Source organism: Streptomyces sp. NRRL S-378, from assembly GCF_000720645.1.
GTDB lineage: Bacteria > Actinomycetota > Actinomycetes > Streptomycetales > Streptomycetaceae > Streptomyces.
Window position 1 is genome coordinate 23238 of the sequence record NZ_JOBX01000082.1, and the last position, 18867, is coordinate 42104.

The 18867-nt window shown below is 68.6% G+C and carries 18 protein-coding genes and 5 pseudogenes; 15 read left to right on the plus strand and 8 right to left on the minus strand.

The features are described from left to right. Window positions 1-125 precede the first annotated feature (125 nt). Window positions 126-317 (minus strand): annotated as a pseudogene (locus IH80_RS40100) (HNH endonuclease); the annotation flags it as partial. A 126-nt stretch (window positions 318-443) separates the two neighbouring features. Between IH80_RS40100 and IH80_RS0134510 the strand changes: the two are divergent. The 3 genes and pseudogenes from IH80_RS0134510 to IH80_RS0134515 form a co-directional block, all read left to right on the plus strand. Beyond that, entirely contained in the window at window positions 444-2639 is a 2196-nt protein-coding gene (locus IH80_RS0134510; RefSeq protein WP_037881974.1) for a HEAT repeat domain-containing protein, read from the plus strand. A 114-nt stretch (window positions 2640-2753) separates the two neighbouring features. Then, window positions 2754-2912 (plus strand): annotated as a pseudogene (locus IH80_RS46520) (IS5/IS1182 family transposase); the annotation flags it as partial. Between the two features lies 1 nt (window position 2913). Continuing rightward, window positions 2914-3138 (plus strand): annotated as a pseudogene (locus IH80_RS0134515) (restriction endonuclease); the annotation flags it as partial. A 97-nt stretch (window positions 3139-3235) separates the two neighbouring features. Here IH80_RS0134515 and IH80_RS0134520 read toward each other — a convergent pair. Continuing rightward, the gene (locus tag IH80_RS0134520) at window positions 3236-4906 is read right to left on the minus strand and encodes a trypsin-like serine peptidase (protein WP_037881989.1); all 1671 of its coding nucleotides are present in this window, start codon (window positions 4904-4906) and stop codon (window positions 3236-3238) included. A gap of 600 nt (window positions 4907-5506) precedes the next feature. Here IH80_RS0134520 and IH80_RS0134525 point away from each other — a divergent pair. The 6 genes from IH80_RS0134525 to IH80_RS45090 all read left to right on the plus strand — a co-directional run bounded on the left by IH80_RS0134525 (window position 5507) and on the right by IH80_RS45090 (window position 9661). Then, a complete protein-coding gene (locus tag IH80_RS0134525; RefSeq protein ID WP_158943758.1) occupies window positions 5507-6214 on the plus strand; it encodes a hypothetical protein in 708 nt (235 codons plus the stop codon). Window positions 6215-6619: 405 nt separating this feature from the next. Beyond that, entirely contained in the window at window positions 6620-7294 is a 675-nt protein-coding gene (locus IH80_RS0134530; RefSeq protein ID WP_158943760.1) for a hypothetical protein, read from the plus strand. 371 nt (window positions 7295-7665) lie between these two features. Then, the gene (locus tag IH80_RS0134535) at window positions 7666-8304 is read left to right on the plus strand and encodes a DUF2975 domain-containing protein (protein ID WP_051810253.1); all 639 of its coding nucleotides are present in this window, start codon (window positions 7666-7668) and stop codon (window positions 8302-8304) included. Continuing rightward, entirely contained in the window at window positions 8304-8528 is a 225-nt protein-coding gene (locus IH80_RS0134540; protein WP_030965718.1) for a helix-turn-helix domain-containing protein, read from the plus strand. Before IH80_RS0134535 ends, IH80_RS0134540 begins: the two co-directional genes overlap by 1 nt. Window positions 8529-9032: 504 nt before the next feature. Continuing rightward, window positions 9033-9332 (plus strand): hypothetical protein, encoded by a 300-nt coding sequence (locus tag IH80_RS0134550; RefSeq protein ID WP_051810254.1) that lies wholly within the window; start codon window positions 9033-9035, stop codon window positions 9330-9332. Window positions 9333-9409: 77 nt separating this feature from the next. Further along, the gene (locus tag IH80_RS45090) at window positions 9410-9661 is read left to right on the plus strand and encodes a hypothetical protein (RefSeq protein ID WP_030965720.1); all 252 of its coding nucleotides are present in this window, start codon (window positions 9410-9412) and stop codon (window positions 9659-9661) included. A gap of 205 nt (window positions 9662-9866) precedes the next feature. Here IH80_RS45090 and IH80_RS41225 read toward each other — a convergent pair whose 3' ends face one another. The 4 genes from IH80_RS41225 to IH80_RS0134575 all read right to left on the minus strand — a co-directional run bounded on the left by IH80_RS41225 (window position 9867) and on the right by IH80_RS0134575 (window position 12171). Further along, the gene (locus IH80_RS41225; protein ID WP_051810255.1) at window positions 9867-10232 is read right to left on the minus strand and encodes an LppU/SCO3897 family protein; all 366 of its coding nucleotides are present in this window, start codon (window positions 10230-10232) and stop codon (window positions 9867-9869) included. A gap of 230 nt (window positions 10233-10462) precedes the next feature. Continuing rightward, a complete protein-coding gene (locus IH80_RS0134565; protein ID WP_030965726.1) occupies window positions 10463-10768 on the minus strand; it encodes a hypothetical protein in 306 nt (101 codons plus the stop codon). Continuing rightward, the gene (locus tag IH80_RS45095) at window positions 10765-10941 is read right to left on the minus strand and encodes a hypothetical protein (protein WP_158943764.1); all 177 of its coding nucleotides are present in this window, start codon (window positions 10939-10941) and stop codon (window positions 10765-10767) included. Before IH80_RS45095 ends, IH80_RS0134565 begins: the two co-directional genes overlap by 4 nt. Window positions 10942-11259: 318 nt before the next feature. Continuing rightward, on the minus strand, window positions 11260-12171 hold the full coding sequence (locus tag IH80_RS0134575; RefSeq protein ID WP_030965727.1) for a Ku protein: 912 nt from the start codon (window positions 12169-12171) through the stop codon (window positions 11260-11262). 161 nt (window positions 12172-12332) lie between these two features. Between IH80_RS0134575 and IH80_RS0134580 the strand changes: the two genes are divergently transcribed. The 5 genes and pseudogenes from IH80_RS0134580 to IH80_RS0134600 all read left to right on the plus strand — a co-directional run bounded on the left by IH80_RS0134580 (window position 12333) and on the right by IH80_RS0134600 (window position 17345). Next, window positions 12333-12698 carry a hypothetical protein gene (locus IH80_RS0134580; RefSeq protein WP_037881975.1) on the plus strand — a complete coding sequence of 122 codons (366 nt, stop codon included), beginning with the start codon at window positions 12333-12335 and terminating at the stop codon, window positions 12696-12698. Between the two features lie 4 nt (window positions 12699-12702). Next, window positions 12703-13059: a DUF6233 domain-containing protein gene (locus IH80_RS0134585; RefSeq protein WP_030965730.1), complete on the plus strand. Its 357-nt coding sequence runs from the start codon at window positions 12703-12705 to the stop codon at window positions 13057-13059. Window positions 13060-13605: 546 nt separating this feature from the next. Continuing rightward, complete coding sequence (locus IH80_RS0134590) at window positions 13606-14076, plus strand: lamin tail domain-containing protein (protein WP_030965731.1); 471 nt, start codon at window positions 13606-13608, stop codon at window positions 14074-14076. 266 nt (window positions 14077-14342) lie between these two features. Then, window positions 14343-15023, plus strand: a pseudogene (locus IH80_RS45100) (HNH endonuclease family protein); the annotation flags it as partial. Window positions 15024-16628: 1605 nt separating this feature from the next. Further along, entirely contained in the window at window positions 16629-17345 is a 717-nt protein-coding gene (locus tag IH80_RS0134600) for an HNH endonuclease family protein (RefSeq protein ID WP_324609449.1), read from the plus strand. 335 nt (window positions 17346-17680) lie between these two features. Here the strand turns inward: IH80_RS0134600 and IH80_RS0134605 are convergent, their stop codons facing one another. Next, a complete protein-coding gene (locus IH80_RS0134605; protein WP_030965734.1) occupies window positions 17681-18079 on the minus strand; it encodes a hypothetical protein in 399 nt (132 codons plus the stop codon). Then, window positions 18079-18345 carry a hypothetical protein gene (locus IH80_RS0134610; RefSeq protein ID WP_030965736.1) on the minus strand — a complete coding sequence of 89 codons (267 nt, stop codon included), beginning with the start codon at window positions 18343-18345 and terminating at the stop codon, window positions 18079-18081. Before IH80_RS0134610 ends, IH80_RS0134605 begins: the two co-directional genes overlap by 1 nt. Before the next feature lie 176 nt (window positions 18346-18521). Between IH80_RS0134610 and IH80_RS0134615 the strand changes: the two are divergent. Beyond that, window positions 18522-18867: pseudogene (locus IH80_RS0134615) on the plus strand (hypothetical protein); the annotation flags it as partial.

Sequence of the window (18867 nt, forward strand, 5' to 3'; positions counted from 1 at the left end):
TGGTGACGGCCCTGACCTCGTGCTCCCGCTCTATGGGGCTGGGTGAACTCCACGTCGGTACCACCGCAGCCAGCCGCGATGCCCAGCAGCCAGCCCCGCTGAATCTCGTCGACCGCGAGGCCTCAGCGGAGTTTGGTCGCGGTCCACTCGGCGCCGTACCGGCACAGCGCGTCCGGGGCCGACGGCAGCCACTCCGCCGGGTCCTGGTCGGCCTTGCTCCTGTTCGAGCGGGCCGTCACCGCGACCAGGAAGGACGGCTGGCCCTGGTCGTTCGCGTAAGCCTCGCCCCTTTGCGCGGTCCACGAACTGGCGCCAGTCGGCAGGGTGCGCATTCCACATGAGAGGTATTGCAGATACCTCAGCGGCAACAGCGCTGGCGGTCGGGATCCGGGGCCCAGCGCTTGCTGTCGAGGGTGTCAGTGCTGCGCGGCATAGTGCCGGGCATGATCAACGACTTGGAAAGCATCGCCTGGGCGTCCCTGGGGCACGCCTACGGGCCGGCCGGTGATGTTCCGCAATGGCTGCGCGACATGGTTTCGTCCGACGACGAGGTCCGGGACAAGGCGTTCAGCAGCTTCTACGGCGCTGCCCACCATCAGGGGGACGTGTATCCGTGCACGGTGGCCAGCCTGCCGTTCCTGTTCGACATGGCCGACAGCCCCTCCACACCTGATCGGGCGTCGGTGGTCGCGCTGATCGTGAGCATCGGCCGCGAAGCCGTCGATCGGGACGAGATCGGCGGTGTATGGATCGGCATCGACGGTGAGGAGACCACTGCCTACCAGGACGCCGCAGCCCTGATACGTGGACGCGGCGAGGTGTTCGTCGGCTACGCCTGTGATCCGGACGCGCGGGTGCGTTCGGCCGCGATCGCGGGACTGGGGCTGTTCCTGGACGACGCCGAGCGTGCGGTAGGGGTCCTTCGGGCTCGGCTCGACGCCGAGGACGGCACCATGGAGCGGCTGCTGGTGATCCGGACGATGGGCGATCTGGCGCTGCGGCTTCCGGCGGCTCGGGAACCAGCGCGGGCATGGTTCGACCTCCTCGCCGACGGCTCGGCGGTGGATGCCGACGTCCGTCTTGCGGCGCTCGTGCAGCGGGCCCGCTGCGCCCCCGAGTCCATCGACGACACCACGGTGCCCACCGCGATCGGACTCCTCCGCCGGATCACGCCGGTACCCCTGCCCGAGGAGAGCACGGGGGCAGACGTGAGCCCGGGGTCGACGGGGCTGTGCACGTGTGCCCTTGAGGCCGAGCCCGATCCTGGTGTTCCTGGGCACGTTGCTGCCGCCTTCGCCGACCTCGACCGCCGCGGCCGGGTCCACGCGCCCACGACGTCCCTGCTGGTGACCTTCCACGAGGTCCTCGACGGGCGTGTCGAGGACCGGGCCGCGCTGCTCTGCGAGCAGTTGCGCAGCCCGGATGCGGCCACCAGGTACGACGCGATCGACATGGCACGCAAACTGATCATCTCCTGGCGGGGAGACCACACTCCTCTGGTGCGGCTCCTCGCCGCGTGCCTGCTGCCGCGCGACTCCTACACGTCGGCGGCTGCGGCCGAGGTACTCGGTGCCTTGGGCCGGCTTGCCGAACCGGCCCGGGAAGCCCTCGCCGCCTACGTCGCCACCCACCGCACCACCCACAGACCCGACGCCTGGGCCAGCCCGCACGCCGAACTCCGCCGCGCCCACCAGCAGGCGGTCCTGGCACTCGCCGAACTCGGCGACGAGCGAGCCCTGCCCGGGCTGCTCACCGCGCTGGACACCGGCATCGACGCCTGGCGCGCCGTGAACGCGGCCGGCCTGCTGCCCAAGGCCGCCGCGGAACTCACACCCCGCCTCATCCGCCTCCTCGCCGACATCGACCACTCCCGCGAATGGCCCGACATCAGCCCCACCTCTCTCGCGTCCGCGCTCGCCGCACTCGGCGACCCTGCAGCCGTGCCCGCACTCACCGACGCCATCGATGCCGCCGTCCAGCGAGGGCAGTGGCGCACGGCCGCGCCCATCCTGAAGGCGCTTGCATCGTTCGGCCCCAGCGCCATCACCGCCCTCGAGACCGTCCGCCCCCTGGCCGAGGTGGAGGACCAGGGGACCCGCACGGCCGCGACCAGTGCCGTCTGGGAGCTTGAACGCCGACCCGAGCATGTCGTTCCGCTGCTGCAACGCCTCCTCGACGACAAGCGGAACTTCGACGCGGTCAACCTCGCCGGCCGGATCGGCCGTCCCGCCGCGGCCGTGCTGCCCCGCCTGCGCCAGATGCTGAACGACCAACTCGAACAGAACGCACGCAACGAGCAGGACGGTTCAACCGTGCTGAACGGCTCCTGGACCCTGGTCCATGTGGCGTCCGCGCTCTGGGACATCGGCGGGGACGATGAAGCCCCCGCCGTCGTACCGGCGCTGCTGGCCGCCTGGAAGGCCAACGACTCCACCGCACGCCATGCCGTCGCCTGCCTCAACCGCATGGGCCCGGCAGCGAACCCCGCTCTCCCCCAGATCCAGTCCGCTCTTGCGCAGCCCCGCCGTGGGGGAAACCCCTGGGGATGGAACATCGCCGTCGACCTGGAAATCCAGCGCACCTGCCGGTCCATCCTGACGCGTACGCAAGCCTCCCGGGCCACCTCCGGACCGCAGTAGCACCGCCACCGCAAGGCCGGGCCCTACGCGATGGCGGCTCCTCCTCCGTCGGCCCCCGGAACTAAAGGGTGTTGCAGAAGGCTCCGTTCCGGGCATTTTGCTTGTACGGGTGGGGTGTTGCGGGCTGAGCCGTTGTGGGTGGAGACGTTCACGGGGTTGCGGGTCGACCGGTTCGCGAAGCTGGTGAAGGTGGTGCGGGAGCGGGGCGGGAACGGGCCCGGTGGTGGCCGCCCGTGGTGTCTGCCGCTGGCGGACCGGGTGCTGCTGGTGGCGGCCCGACCTCCAGGTCCTCAACGGCACCGGCCGACAGATCCACCACGGTGACGTCCTCGTCATGCTCACCAACGGCCGCGTCACCGCCAACGCCACCGACTTCGCGAAGTCCCAGCGCCTACACCTGGTCGACCGCCACCTCCTCGTCGAATGGGCCGCCGGCTCCCGCCCCCTGTGGGACCTCCTACGCGCCCTCCATCCGGCCAGCCGTCGCGGGGCTTTTTGATACGCGTGACCTGAGTCAGGCGCAGATCGCCACGGCGCTGGAGGCTCGCCGCGAGGTCGAGCGGATCTGTACCCGCACCGCTCTCCGCGGCTGGAGATCAGGCTGGTGGAGCGATCATGATTTCAGTGCCGAGGCTGTTCATGCGGGTGTCCTTGTACATGGTGGTCTCGCCATCGCTCCAGCGGATGATCAGGTCGTTGGTGAGGCCGTCTCCGGTGAACTGGCCGGTGGCCATGACGACGCTGTGGGTCCAGGTCTTGTTGGGGCCGTGGATGGGCTGCTCGGTGCCCAGGCCGCCGGTGGTGGTGCCGACGTAGTTGTTGAGCGCGCCGCTGGACCAGCGGACCATGAGGTCCCATTTCTGGTTGCCGGAGAACTGCCCGGAGGTGAGGAGGGTGGCGTCCTTCCACGCGCTGTTGGGGTCCTTGAGCTTGTATTCCTGTCCCAGGGTGCCAGCGCTCACGTTGGTGTAGAGGCTGAGTTCCCCGTCCGACCAGCGCACCATCAGGTCCGTGACGTAGCGGGCTGCGTTGAAGCGGCCCGCCGCTATCTGGGTGGCGTGGCTCCAGATGGATCCGGTGGGTGCCATCTCGATTCCGGAGCCGAGGCCGTTGGATCCGACGTCGCCGTGCAGTGTCAGCCGGCCGTCGTCCCAGCGGACCATAAGGTCGAATTCGCCGGTTCCGGTGAAGTCTCCGGCGGTGATGGTGGCGACTGGCTTCCAGCCCGCGTTGGGTGCCAAAAGCTGACGCTCGCGGCGGAAGCCGCCGTTGCCGTCCCCGGGGTAGAGGGTGGCTTCGCCGTCGGTCCAGATGACGAGCAGGCCGCTGTGGCCGGTGCCGGAGAAGTCGCCTGTGGCGATCTGCTTGGCGTGCTTCCAGGTCTCGCCGCTGCCGGGCAGTACTGGTCCGTCCGTCGGTGGCTGGTAGGGCGGCCGGTGGATCTTCCCAGGGTCTGCGCCGTTGTCGGCGTCGTTGTACAGGTCTTGGGCGTCTTTGCCGAAGAGCGGTGAGTAAGAGATCCAGTGAGCCTCGGCGTCGTTGCCGCCACCGTTGTAGCCGCCGATGTTGCCCACCACCTGTCCGGTGCGGGCGGCCGCGTTGTAGCCCTTGATCCAGGGGCTTCCGGAGACGCCGCCGTAGTAGCCGCCGCATTCCATCTTCAGCTGGCGGAACCCGTAGAGCCGTTCGGTGGGCACATCGCACTTGATGGCCTGGTGCTTGCTGTTGACCTTGTCGCTGGAGGGGTATCCGACCACGGTGACGTTGTGTTCGTACGACGACGTGGTCGTGAAGGTGAGGGCTCCTGTCACGTTCTCGGGCAGACCCTTGTCGTTGGCGGTCACCGTGACGAAGGCGAAGTCCAGGTCGGAAAGGTAACCCTTGGTGGTCTCGTCGGTGGGGTACCGCGGATCCCGGTAGACGGCGGAGACGGGGAAGACGCCGGCCGGCTGTGCAGCAGCCGACTTGCCGTGCCGGTACTGCGGCACGAAGATGCGGTGTCCTGCGGAGGCCAGGCCGTTTGCGCAGTGGCCGGCGGTGAGGACGAGGGCCTTGCCCTTGCTGCGGACCACGCTGCCGGTGCAGTAGGTGTTGCCACCGAGCGGCTTTCCGTCATGGAAGAACGTACCGACCATGGGCAGGCCGTCGAAGTAGACGCCCTTGGGCGTGTTCGCCGGAGCACCGGCCGCGTCCCGGGCGCCGGGGGCGGCGGAGCCGGGGTCGGCCATCGCACCGCGCTCGGCGTCCAGGGGGGTGGCTTGGGCCATGCGCTCAGCGGTCCAGTAGTCCATCTCCGTGGCAAGGGCCGGAGCCGGTGTCTGCTCAGCGGGCGGGGGGCTGGGCGGCTCAGTCGGCCGGGGCGGAGTGGGTGTCGGCTGCGGGGACTGCGACGGCTCCCGGGTGGGCGGTGGAGTGCTGGGGCGGGGCTCCGCAGGAGCGGGAGGCGAGGAGGTGGGGGAGGCCAAGGGCCCGGGCCGGCTCGGTGTCGGGGTCGGTGTGCCCAGGGCCACAGCGGCTGGGGCTGTCAGTAGGACCGCGCTGACGCCGAGCGCGAGCGGGGTTAACCATCGGTTCAAGGGACTGCTTCCTGAGCGGGATGACAGCGCATCGCAAATGTGCGTAATGGTGCGCCAGTTCGATGAGGAGGCAGGGTATGCAGGGGTGTGTAGATCGTCAACGAAGAATAATTAGGGGCGAAAAGTATGAAGTTGAAGAGGTTCGGAGTCATCGCGGCGCTGGCGCTCATGTCGACTGCGGGAGTGAATGGCGCGTTAGCAGCGCCCTCCGAAGTCCCTCCCAAGCCGGTGCCCAGTGGCGGGGAAGTACTGGTCAGCCCTGGTGACCGAGTCGCGGTGACGACCGAGGCCATGAGGTCCGGGGACGCATTCAGCGGCGTCAGGATCACCTCGCCCGGCTTCGCCACGGACGGTGTCTTCCGGAGGGACGACAGCCTGCTCCACGCGGTGGCGACGGTCTCCTGTACGGCCGAGCCCGGCTCCTACCAGGTGCGGTTCGGCCCGTCCCTGACCAAGGACATAGGCGGTGAGATCAACCGTCTGTGGGGCACGGTCGTCGTAGCTCCGGCCGACCCTGCCCAGCGGGCGGAGTGCGCCCGGCAGGTGGCGGCGCGACCGCCGGAGTCGATGGAGGAGCGGTATCCCGCCGACTCTTCGTGGCCGGCATCGGAGTGGGACGTGCGTTCCGTACCTGCTGGCGGGGAGCTCGAGGCCAGGGACGGCTTGGAGATGGGGAGCGACGGCATGGTCGAACTGTCGTCACCCGGATTCACCAAGCCGGTGGTCATGCACGGCGACAAGCTCGTGTCCGCCACGGTCCGAATCCGATGCGACGCACAGCCCGGGATCCATGTCGTGCACTGGAACGAGAAGGGCAAACCCGCCAAGGAGTGGGCCCGCTACCGGGTGACGTCCGCGCCGGCGAACTGCACTGACGCGGCATCCGCCCCGGCGGGAGCACGGAGGCCCTGGGTGTACGGCACGGCCACTGCCCTGGCCGCCGGCGGTTTGGGCGCTGCGCTGTGGCTGCGGAGGCGGCGAGTCCGTTCGGCCCGATGAGCCGAGGTTCGACGTCCTCCTCTCGCCGATTGGGTGGCCGAAAATAGCCGCTTTCCACCTGTCGACGGAATGATGCATTACGGTTTTCATTCACGGCCGAAATGGGCTGCTCTTTGTCTTGAATTTTTTCCGCGCACGAGGGGAGCCCCCTATGTAAACCTCAAGTCAACCTCAAAATAATCGATTTTGGGTTGCGAGGCCTGCGGGGCCTGTGTGACTGTCACTGCGTCAAGCGTTCGACCACTTCAAAATGCGCTTGGCGTGCGGGAGGCAGGGGGGCCTGGGGAGATCCCTTTCCTGCGATGGGCCAGTTTCCAGTTTCATGTCCCTTCCGCACTCGGATTACGCAGGTAAAAGTTGGGGGAAAGAATGAGCAACATGACGCGTCGCGCCTTAGTCGGAGCCATGGCTGCGACCATGGGAGCCCTGACCCTGGCGGGACTGCCCGCACAGGCCAGTGCAGCAGAAACTGCTTTGCCCTCCACGCCGCAGGCCTACGTGGCCTGGTTGGAGGCCAAGCAGGAGGCGGGGGCGAACGAGACCGCGGAACAGTTCAAGGCACTGCCCAAGGAAAAGCAGGAGAAGTTCCTCGGCTACCTGAACAAGCCTGACCACATCAAGGCCTTCATGGACGTCGCGAACGACCCTACCGCAAAGCAGAAGGTGCTCGCGGGTGGCGACATCGTCATCTCCAAGGAGACCTCGAACTCGTCCGGCGCAGCCAACGCACCGGGACTCTCGCCCGCCGGCGCTACGGCCGACAGGAGCGCGTGGCACAGCGTGTCCGACACCCTCTTCGGGGTCAAGGTCACGACCGTGAAACTCGGCGTGAACTACCGCGTATCCGGAAGCCGGGTAACGGAAGTCCTCAACGGATGGGCCAGCCACACGAACTGGGTCCCGGCGACTGAGTTCAAGAACGAACCCATCAAGAACTGGATTTCTGCCGACCCGGGCAACAACGCCCACTCCGAGACCATCTGGACCGCCAAGTTCGCTATGTACGGGACCTGGTCCTGCCGTCACCGGATGTGGGCCGACCAGGACGGCTTCAAGGACGGTTACCTCAAGAGGGTCTAGTCCGCGCCCACCGTTGCCCAGGGGCGCCAACCGAACGGTTGACGCTGTAGCGGAATGACGCGCCATCAGCGGGCCGACGGCTCGTCCCGGCAGGCTGACCACCTGCCGGGACGAGCCTTCACCGGCAGCTCCGCCGCGGCGGTGACGCAGGGGCGGCGTGGCCGTCAGCGTCCACGCACAGTGGAAGCTCCTGCGGGAGCAGGGAGCGCTGGAGGGTGACGGCGGCCTCGCGCTGGCGGCGTTCGCTGGCGACCTCGACAGTTGGCCTGCACCGCAGCTGTCGCCCCTCCGCCGCCTTCGGCTGCTGGGGCTTCCCGGCGGACAGCGCACGGTGTATCGTTTTTCGATAGTATCGATAAACGATAGATGGGGTGGCCGTCGTGACGCAGGACCGAAAGCTTCTCGAACCCCTGATCACCGTCGTCTCGGTCGGGCTGCGCCTGCTGACAGGCCTGCTCCTGGTCAGCGGCGTTCTAGCCGTCGTCAACGGATCCGCCTCCCTGTGGGGCAGCACAGACACCTGCGTGACCGCGGACTGGATTACCAGTAGCTCCGGCGCCACCAACTCCGCTTTCACCGCCAGCGGGGGAGCTCACGTCAATGCCATCCCGCAATACTGCGTCGAGAACCCGGATACAGCGCAACAACTGCTCGCGGCAGTCAGTCACCTTCCGTCCCGCGTTGTACTGATCGGCACACTCACGCTCCTCCACCGCCTTCTCACGGGAGCCGCCCGGGACGGCGTGCACACGACCCAGTCCGCCACCAGGCTCCAGACTCTCGGCTGGTGGCTTCTGGCCAGCTGCCTGATCGCCGAGGCCGTCGAGGCTTCAGCCCAGGCGGCACTCCTCGCAACCATGACCGACCAGCTCACGTTCTCGGCCGAGACCACGATGCAGCTGCTGTCTCCGCCTTACGCGATGGCTCTGACCGCGCTCGGAGTGCTGACCTTCGCACGTATCACCAAAGCCGGAGCAGCGATGCGCGAGGACCTCGAGGGGGTTGTCTGATGCCTGCCGAGGCAAACGACATCCACGTCGACCTCGGCCGCCTTCTCACAGAGCGCGGGATGACCCTGACGGACCTTGCCGCACAAGTCGGAGTGACCCAGGCCAACCTCTCCATCCTGAAGAACGGACGGGCGAAAGCGATCCGCTTCAGCACCCTCTCCAGCATCTGCAAGGTCCTGCAATGCCAGCCCGGTGACCTTCTGACCTACCGCCCGCCGGACTGAGCAAGAGACAACAAGCACCCCAGCCGCCCAAGGAACCACCACCTTCTGCGGCCGCTGTTACCCCCTCCGACAGGAAAAGGAGCAACACATGTTCGGAACGCTGAGTCCCGGCGAGATGATCGCAGTGGCTATCACCTGCGTCGCCATCATCGGACTGGCCGTCTTCGCCATCAGGTGGCTGAAGGGACGGTGAAAGCATGCCCTGCAGAACCGCGTCGAAGACGTGGCCCCCATGCCGGTCCGACCCGCCGCTCCGTACCTGCTGCAGCAAGGCAGCGCAGTGACGATCGTTCGTACCTCTCGGGACAGGCCGGTCTTCTATGGCTACGTTGGCGAACACGGGGATGCCGAGCCTCCCCGGCGCTGAGGCAGACACTGCTTTGGTACCCGGCCCTGAAGCGACGCGTCAGCCGGGCGGTTGACGACGTCCGCACCCTGGCCGAGCAGCTGGGCGGCCCCGAGTCGGCGGACACCTGGTTCGGGTACCCGGACCAGAAGCACGCGGTGCATCTCTCCCAGGCGTACACGCTGCTCGGCGACACCCGCGCCGCCTACCGGGCGCAGGACGACGTCCTGGCCCTGACGACTTCGCCTTCGGTGATGACCCGCGCCCTGATCGCCATGGACACCGCCGCGTGCCTGCGGGTCGACGGAGATCCGGGCGAGGCCGCCACGATGGCGGCCGCCGTCTACGACTGGCTGCCGCCCGCCTATCGGACCGGCCTGGTGCACTCCCGCGCCCAGCTGCTCCACCGGCACCTGGACAGTGCCCCGCGCCGACTGCTTGGCGACGCCCTCGCCTGAGGATCGTGCAGCGAAGGGCCCGGTCACCGTTCCCATTGGAAACGGCGACTGCCGAGGCGGTCCGTCGGGAGTGCTCAGTGAGGCGGCTCGAGCAGGTCCACGGTGGACAGGCCGGTCTCGCCGTCGACGAGTTGGAGGGCGACTTCGGCGCGGGCGGCAAGGTCGAGCGGGTCGAGTCCTTCGGTGTAGGAGGCGTGGACGATCCGGTCGAGGCCGGCTCCCAGGAGAGGCGCGGCTGTACGCAGGGAGGCACCCGCGCCAAACTGAAACGCCTGGTCAAGCTCGACATCCTCACCGAAGTCGATACCGGCAGCTTCGCCAGGAAGTAGTAACCGGCCGAGCACCGTGACCAGCAGCCCTGTCCCAGCCTCACCCGGAAACAGACATCAGCTCACGAACCGCCCTCTGAGACATCCTGAGCGCCGGCGGCAGAACCGGGGCCGCGGGGGACTGCGGGTCGTTGCGGTGGCACGCCTTCTTCACGTGCGCGCCCGCGCGCACGAGCTGGCCGCCCCGGACTTCCGTATGTGGCTGCTACCTCTTGATCCCGTTGAGGCAGAGCACGTACTGCTTGCCGGAGCGGTGCCGGTTCCTGTCGAGTTCCTCGTTGAAGCCGATATCCGTCAGACCCTGGCACCTGGAGGTGTCCTTGGTGTCGGGCAGCACCCGGACCACCTTGAAGGCCGCGTCCTTGCCGTCGCATCCGACCACCCGCAGGTCCGGGAAGATCAGGTTCCCGTCGTTCGTGAGGCAGTCGCCGACCTCGGCCCGGTCGATGTCATCGCGGCTGACGAACCAGTACACCGAGCCGGTGCCGAGGGCGATCACCACAGCGGCGATCACGACGATCTTCGCGATGCCCGCCTTCCGGCTCCGGGACGGCTGCGGCGGCTGGGTCATGGAGCGGTCTCCTGGTGTCGTGCGTGTGCGCGGTGCGTGTTGACGTGCGCACGCTATACCACCGAGTGGCCGCCGCTGCCGGCGGCCGGGCGGCGGTGCGCAGCGCCCGATGTCCCCGAGGCCGGAGGAACACAAGCAAGCGGCTCACTGGACCGACGTCCAGCGGCCCGACGGCGACTCGTCGAGTCGCTGCGGTACCGGTGCGGCGGGCCGTGGCAGGCCGACCCCATTTAGGACGATCTGGGCTTAGCGGTGGCGAGCGCGATCCACTGTCGCAAGGCCTCGGCGCCAGCCTGGTCCCGGGTGGGGTGTGCGGGCAGTGTGGAGGAGCGGATGGAGCCTGCGGCCCAGCCGTTCCATCCGGAGCGGCGTCCGGTCTTGTAGGCGGGCTCGACGTGGCCGAGGATAGTCCCGCTTTGGGTGACGACCTCGTAGTGGCGGGTCTCGCGGTCCCGGAGTACGAGGTGTGCGTCGGCAATGAACTCGCGGGCCTTCTTCTGGGACATCGGCCGCTTCGGCTCGGCGAATTCGGTCATCGGGCGCTCACCTCGGGCGTGCCCCAGCTGGCGGCTTCGCGCAGCGTGGCGACGCTGATCCGGAAGGGGTCGTGCTGGGAGCCGTCCTCGGTGATCTTCAGCAGGGCCGTACGTGTGTGCTCGGGGCGGTCGTACAGGGTCAGGGGGCGCTCGGGGTCGGGGTGGGGGAGCACGGCGAAGGCCAGGGTTTGGGCGAAGACGGTCCCACTCGCACTTGCAGTACCGCAAGGGCTATTCGACGGGGGTTGCATTGCCGCACTTCAGAGGGCCGCCAAGTTGCATGTGTGCAAGACGTCGAAGCGAGGCCGTTCGTGCCGCTCGCCCAGCTAGGCGCGCACCGGCGGGCCCGCCGGTGACAGGTGACATCCGGTGGCCGGAACAAGATTAGATATTCAACGACCTGGTGCTTCGTGAGCAGAGGTCGCTGTTTCATAGGTGGTCTCGTGTGAACCGCACAGGCCAGGGAGGCGACCCGGGCTGTGCGCTGTGGGTCATGCGCTGCGGGGCTTCCTCTTTGAGGCGGTCTTCTTGGCGGCTGGCTTTTTCACGGAGGCCGCCGTGCTGGCGGTCTTCTTGGCCGGCGCCTTCTTCTTGGCGGGCATGGGGTGCACGGTGGCAGGCTCGCCGCGGGTGGTTTTCGCGTCCTGGACGGACTTCTCCAGCATGGCCATGAGGTCGACGACCTCGGCCGAGGCGGGTGGGGCCTCCTCGGCGGGAGCGGGCAGGGTGCCTGTGCCGGTCTTCGCGGCGATGACCTCCTCCAGCGCATCGCGGTACTCGTCGCGTAGTTCGCCGACGTCGGTGCCGGTGAGGGTTTCGGCGAGGCGGACGGCCGCGTCGACCTCGTCGTCGGTGACGGCCGCGTCGGGGACGGGGACCTGGGTGGTGGAGCGGATTTCGTCGGGCCACCGCAGCGCGTGCAGCACGATCACGTCGTCCTTGACGCGCAGGAGGCCGAGACGCTCGCGGTCGCGCATGGCGTACTTGGCCACCGCCACCTTGCTGCTGCGCTCCAGGGCCTGCCGCAGCAGCTCGTACGGTTTCGCAGCCACCGTCTCGGTCGCGGCCAGGTAGTAGGAGGCGCCGATCTGGATCGGGTCGATGCTCGCGGCCGGCACGAAGGAGACGATCTCGATCGCTTTAGCGGTGGGCAGCGGCAGGTTGTCGAGGTCCTCGTCGGTGACGGGGATCAGGGTGCCGGTCGCGGTCTCGTAGCCACGGACGATCTCGTCCTGGCGCAGCTGCTGCCCGTCCAGCTCGCACACCTTGCGGTAGCGGATCCGTCCGCCGTCGGCGGTGTGGATCTGGCGGAAGCTGATGTCATGCGACTCGGTGGCCGGTACCACCTTGATCGGGATGGTGACCAGGCCGAAGGAGATCGCACCGGACCAGATCGGACGCACACGCACCTCCACGTACGGCCCCCTTCGTCCAGCGTCGCACCGCTCAGCACCGGACGCGTGAAGTGCGGGTCGTACGAGGTCGCGCCTGCGGTGGGGCCGTACGGGGGACGGAGCGGAGCGGCGCGTTCCCCACCTAAATCGAACAGGTTTACGATTGACTGGTGACCTCATCCGACGCGCGCTCCTTCCCCGACGACCTCCTCAAGCTCCAGGAGCAGCTGCACCGTGCCAACGCAAAGCACCGGGCTTTCCTGGCCCGGCTGCCGTGGAGCGTGGAACCGATGCCCGGGTGGGTGCGCGGGGAACGCTTCTCCCACCGCGGGGACGTCCCCGACAGTCCCGGCTGGTCCGAGGAGGAGAAGGAGACTGTCGACCGGATGTGGGCCGAGATCCGGGAGCTGGCGATCGCGGTCGTCGACCACCCCCACTGGGCGACCGTGGCGCGGGAAGAGGTCGTCTCCGCGCGCATGGAACTGAAGAAGCAGGCTCGCCCCGCGGAGGATCCCTCCGCGCCCGAGGCGGCATAGGGCCATGCCCGGCCCCGACCCCCTCCTGCCGCTGCCGCCCGCGCTGGAGCAGCTCCTGGTGATACGCCGCTGGCTGGAGCTGACCCTGGCCCGCGTCGACGACAGGATCGCCACTGTCCGCGCGGCCGACGCCGAGAACGCGCGGCGCCGGCCGATGCCGGAGCCGCCGCAGTGGTGGATCGAGTACGGCATCGGCGTCCGCCGCACCCCGGAGCGAGTGCACACCGGCGACTGTCCGATGAGCAGCCGCGGCCGCCCGGCGACCGCGCAGGGCGTCCGGGAGATCCTGCTGACGGTCCCCGACGTGGTGGCATGCCCGCTCTGCCGGCCCGACAGCGAACTGGGCCTGCTGGACACCTGACATCGGCTTGCCGGGCGATGCCGATGTGCCTGCTGGTGGGATCGCCGCAGCGACCCGGGGCGCCGCAGGTTCGCGCCGCCGCCGACTGAGCGCGAGAGGCGGGGCCTCCCGGGTCCGCCTACTGCCCGCTGCTGCCCGAAGTGCTCTTCAGCCCTGCCGTCAACGGTCCGTAACATGTGCGAATCACGGACATAGGTGCGAAGAACTCCGCAGAACGGTTGTTACTTGATCAACTAGCCCGGGCGGGTGAGGCGGCGGAGAAGTGTGCCCGGTGGTGCGCCGGAGTGCGCTGACCCTGATGTCCGGTTTGCGGGTGGGTGGGTGTAGCGGTCAGTGAATGTCAGGGGCACGATCGGGCGGAATGCGTGCATCCGGCAGGCGACTGTGACGGATATGTCCGTGTCTGGTAACCGGCGTTGGCGGGGGCTGCGGTGGGGGTCGTGTCGGGTCGAGAGTGTGGCCCTCGGCTCAATCGGGCCGACACCGTAAGCGCCCTCACCGGCCTGTTTCGGCTGGTGGTGCGCTGTTCTTGAGGGAGCGCCACCTATGTCTTCTGCTTCTTCCTCCGTCCGCCGTATCGCCGCCACCGTCCTGGCCGCCGGCGCGATCGTCTCGGCCGCCGCGCTGCCGGCGGCCGCCCATGACGGGGACCGTCACCAGCAGCGGCACCCGCGGGTGGAGATCAGCCGGGTCCAGGCCGACAGCCCCGGACGCGACGACCGCTCGAACCGCTCCCTGAACGCCGAGTGGGTGGAGATCACCAACACCACCCGCACCCCGATCAACCTTCGCGGCTGGACCCTGCGCGACAGCGACGGCAACCGCTACCGCTTCGACAACGTCCGCATCGCCGGCCGCGCCACCATCCGTATCCACACCGGGAACGGCCGTGACGCCCGTACCGACCTCTTCCAGGACCGCCGCGACTACGTCTGGGACAACCGCTCCGACACCGCCACCCTGCGCGACGACCGCGGCCGCACCGTCGACACCGAGTCCTGGGGCCGCCGCCGCTGACCCCCGCCCGCGGATCCCCGCACCATGCCGGGCTCCGGCGCGAGATGACCAACCCGTAGCTGGACCGGGCGGCCGCCACCGCTGACCGGCACGCGGGCACGGGCCGTCGCCCCATCGGGCGACGGCCCGCACTGCTGCAGTGGGTGGGCCCGCGATCGGGTGTGAAGTGGCGTTTCGCCGGTGAACCGCTGTACGCGGGAGGGTGAACCAGGCCCGCACCGCCTGTCGCTGAGGCGGCTGGCCGGTACAACCGGCGCATGATGATCATGAAGCGGTCCTCTGTCGCGGCCGCCGCCGCCCTCGCCGTGACCCTTTCCTTGCCCGTAACCGCCCAGGCGAGCGGACACCCCGCCGCTCCGGACCCGGCCGTGCCGCAGGTCCTGCCGATCGGGGTCGCGGTCTCCGCGCTCCCGATCGAGGTGGAAAACCGGACCGGCTACCAGCGAATCTTCTTCCGGCACTGGAACGCCGGCGATGTCCCGGCCGACGGCTGCAACACCCGCGCCGAGGTGCTCCTGGCCGAGGCGATCGTGTACCCGGAGATCGGCCCGGCCTGCACCCTGACCGGCGGGGTGTGGTGGTCGTACTACGACGAGCGGGAGGTCACGCCGGCCGGCGCGCTGGACATAGACCACATGGTGCCGCTCGCCGAGGCCGGGGACTCCGGGGCATCGGCGTGGACGCCCGCGCGACGGGAGGCCTACGCGAACGACCAGGGTCAGCCCGCCTCGCTGGTGGCGGTGACGGCCCGCTCGAACCGGTCGAAGGCGGACCAGGACCCGGCAGAGTGGCTCCCGCCGGCGCCGGACGCACTGTGCCGGTACGGCGCCGAGTGGACCGCGACGAAACTCCGCTGGGGCCTCGCGGTCGACGAGATGGAGCGGGACCGGCTGCTGGACATCGCGGCCGGCTGCGGCGGCACCGAGGTGGAGTTCACCCCCGCCCCCGTAGACCGGCAGCGCGCGAGCGGAGCAGCCGCCGCGACCGGCGGGGCGGTCCCGAGCAGCAGGTGGCGGACGGCCAGTCCGGCATGCACGCAAGGGTCCCAACACCGCGCAGGCGGAATGTTCGGCGCCCCGTGCCCCCTCTACCCTGGCTGAAGCAACTTCACCGGGCAGGCTAATCTGGCACAAGCGGAGGCACGAGCGGCAAGGGTCGACCCACGCGAGCACACCGGTTCTCGAAATCGGCCGGCAACCAGCCACGGTGCAGCAATCGAGGATGCGCTGTAAAACCTGCTCTCGCGGCCAGGACAAAGAGCAGAGAGGCCCACGGAGTGTGAAGCCGCAAAGTGCAGAGGCCTCCCTGGTCGGTGCGGAACACGATCTGAAAGTCCTCAGGCCCGACCAGATCGATGCTGTCGGTCACGCCGGTCCAGCTCAGGGAAACAGGGTTGCGCGGATGGCCAAAGTAGGCGCCTTGATCAGTAACCGTGAGTTCCCCACTCCCGTCCAAGACCCAGCGAGGCTGTGCAGCGGCTGCCGCTGCGCGGCGGCGTGAGGCATTTCCGACAGCAGACCCCACCATGCTGCCGATGACAAATGACGGACGCCCGACAGCAACCACGTTCGAGTGCCGGTAGCTGCCGTTCCCAAGAGCGCGCCACGTCAGCCGCTGAGCCGACCCCACCGCCAGGACGCGCTCATTCGGAGCAAGCCGCGCGTAAGTAGCGAGACGTGGGCGCCTCTGCAACCTGCCACTCACTAAATCCGCAAGGATGTCGCATGTATGCCACAGGTGTTCATCCAGGTATGTCCAGGATTGATCCACGCACTTCCCTTCGACTGCACTCCGACGCCAGCGTCTCTCTGGCCAGACGATATCCGGCCCGAGCTGCCTTCTTCGTACCAACCGCATGAGATACACAGCCGACGAACGATCATGCAACGTTGGCCTCGGCACCCAGCTCGGCGCCCGGGTGTTCGCCGAGATCGGCGACACACGTCGGCCTCGCCCATCACCCGGGCCTCCGGCAGGAAGTCCAGCGTCTCCTGCCCCCGCATTTCCTAGTCGCGGTGCCGACGTCGCAGTCCGCCCCCCGGCCTGACTACACCGTCCGTCCATGACATGCCGCTTACCGGGTAATCACCACGCAGGGGATGTTTGAGACGGGCGGCGACTGTTCACGTCGAAGGAAGTCCTTCCAAGCGGATCAGTGAGACCAGGCGTGCCCCTTCCCCCCAGGTACGGCGGCAGCCAGCGGAGCGGCCCCGTGGACCGCCTCCTACGCACAGCCAATCGAATACAACCCCCGATCGTTCAGGCCGATTTCAGAAAGTTTCCGGAGCGAGCGCATCCGTTTCTCCGTGCGCCCCCACGCGCCCGCGCACACCCAGCACAGAAACCCAGTTCAGAGCCCGTACCCCCCCAGACCCCTGTGCCAGACCCAAGAAGTCCGGGACCGAATCCGATCAGCCGGTACTCCCCGCTGGCCCCTTCCTGCCCGCCCACCGGGCGCAGGGCCGTTTCTGCGGTGAATCCCACCCCCCACCCGGGTGAGTTGGTCCCCGGGCGCTGTCAGGAAGGACAGGCATCCCACTACACCGTCACCTGTGATCAAGAACCTGATGCGGCACGGCCTGCCCGCCCTCACGCTCTGCGCCCTGCCACTCCTCGCTTCCACCCCGACAGCGCACTCCGCCCCCGCCGACCCGGTCCGCGGCCCTGCGGCAGGAGGCCCGGCCGGCGTACGGGCTCCGCTGCCGCTCTACGAAGCGATCGACCAGCTGCCGGTCGCCGCCGAGCACCGCGAGGGCTACAAGCGGGACCTCTACAAGCACTGGAACAAGGGCCTGAACTCGGGGGACGGCTGCGACACCCGCAAGGAGGTCATGCTCGCCGAAGCTGTGACGGCTCCCCAGGTCGCGGCCGGCTGCAAGCTGTCAGGCGGATCCTGGCGCAGCGCCTACGACAACATCGTGGTCTCCGACGCAGCCCGCCTCGATGTCGATCACTTCGTCCCGCTCGCCGAGGTCTACGACTCCGAACAGACCCCCTGGACAGCAGCGCGGAGGGAGGCGTACGCGAACGACCAGGCATCTCCGGACACGCTGATCGCGGTCTCCGCCGCCTCCAACAGGTCCAAGAGCGACAAGGACCCCGCCGACTGGCTGCCCTCGGACGATTCCTACCACTGCACATACGCGGCGACCTGGGTCGGGACCAAACTCCGCTGGGACCTGGCCGTCGACGAGAACGAACGCCAAGCCCTCCTCGGCCTGGCCGAGGACTGCCCCACCACCACCGTCGTACACGAAACCGCCCCCTGACCTTGCGGAACCCTTGCTGGCCAGGAGCCGGCCGGACCCGCCTATAGAAGGACAAGGGAAATCCCATGCACTGCCGAGCGTGCCGAGCGGCCATCCTCGGCGACGAGGTCGTCGCCCACATCCGGCTTGTCGACGCAGCCCCGCCGCTTGGCCAGGAACAGATCGCTGCCCTGAGGCCGATCCTTACCAACCCCGCGCGACGAGGAAGGGGTGCCACATGCACCGGTCCGAACGGCCGGGGATGCCTGAACCCGCCGTCAACCGATGCCCCCTAGCCACATTCGAACGGCCACACCGATGCGCGCCCTCCAGGCCCCTGCAGACCAGAGATGGTCTCAGTGGTCCGGATGGACGGCCTGGACGCCAGTGCCGTCGTACAGCTCGGGTTCCAGAGTGAGCAGGTAACGGCCAGCAGGGAAGTCCGCCGAGGGGCGAGCCGCGTGGATGGCATGGACAGTCGCCCAAGGGTGCCCGGCGCGCAGGAGCTCGGTGGCGGACAGAGCGGCGGCCGTGTCGAAGGGCTCGATCTCGATGAACCGCAGCCCGTTGATGTAGGCGAGCAGGCCGGGCCTTCCGGTGTCGCCAGCGGTCAGGGAGAGCACGGGTGCGTAGAGCGTGCCCAGACCACCGGAGGCTTGCACGTAGAAGGCTGCGACGGCCTCGTTGTACGGGTCCTTCGGATCATGGAGGGCGGTAGCGGTCGTGTGGTCCAGGACGACGGCGATCGGCCCCACTACGCGGCCGCCGAGTCCTGCCGGGCGCCCAGGCGCTCCAGGAGGCCGCGGGCCTTCGCCTCGGCCTCCTCACTCGGGACGGTGCCCAGCACGGAGGCGAGCTCGGCGCGGGCCTGCTCGGCGCGCTCCGCGTACTCGGCCTGAGTCGGCCGGCCCTCGGCGAGCTCCTCGACCAGCTGCCGGATCGTCGTGCCCTGCTCGATCGCCAGCGCGGCCAGCCGGTCGCGGGTCGCCGCGCTCACCTTGATGCTCGTCTCGTCTGCCATACATCGACTCTACTGCCAGTAGAGGACAGTCGTGCGGGTAACGCCGACTCTCCCGCGTCGACCCGTTCCACTGGACACGGGCGCCGCCTTGCCCCCTGCAGCGATGGTCTTGCCTGAGCTCCTCGCCGTGCTTCACCATCTGTAACCAGGCAGATACCGCAGAGCCGGGGGTGGGCATGTCGTCTGGTACGGGCGGGAGCTACTGGGCGGACAAGGCGCTGCCCAGCGTGTTCAAGCACGAACTGCTCAAGCGCTACCTGCCGCAGTTCGGCGGCATGACGGGCTCGCGATCGCACGACAAGCGCGTGGTCTACCTGGACGGGTACGCGGGCGAGGGCCGGTACGAGAACGGCGAGCCGGCCTCCGGGGAGCTCGCGCTGAAGATCGCCGCGGACCTGCGCTCCCGGGCCGGGCTGACGCTGGAGCCGGTCCGACGGCCTCGCCTGCAGCGTCCGGTGGATCCGCCGGTTGGCCTTGGTGAGCCAGTCGGCCAGCTGGATGTTGAAGTCCGCCGGACTCGCG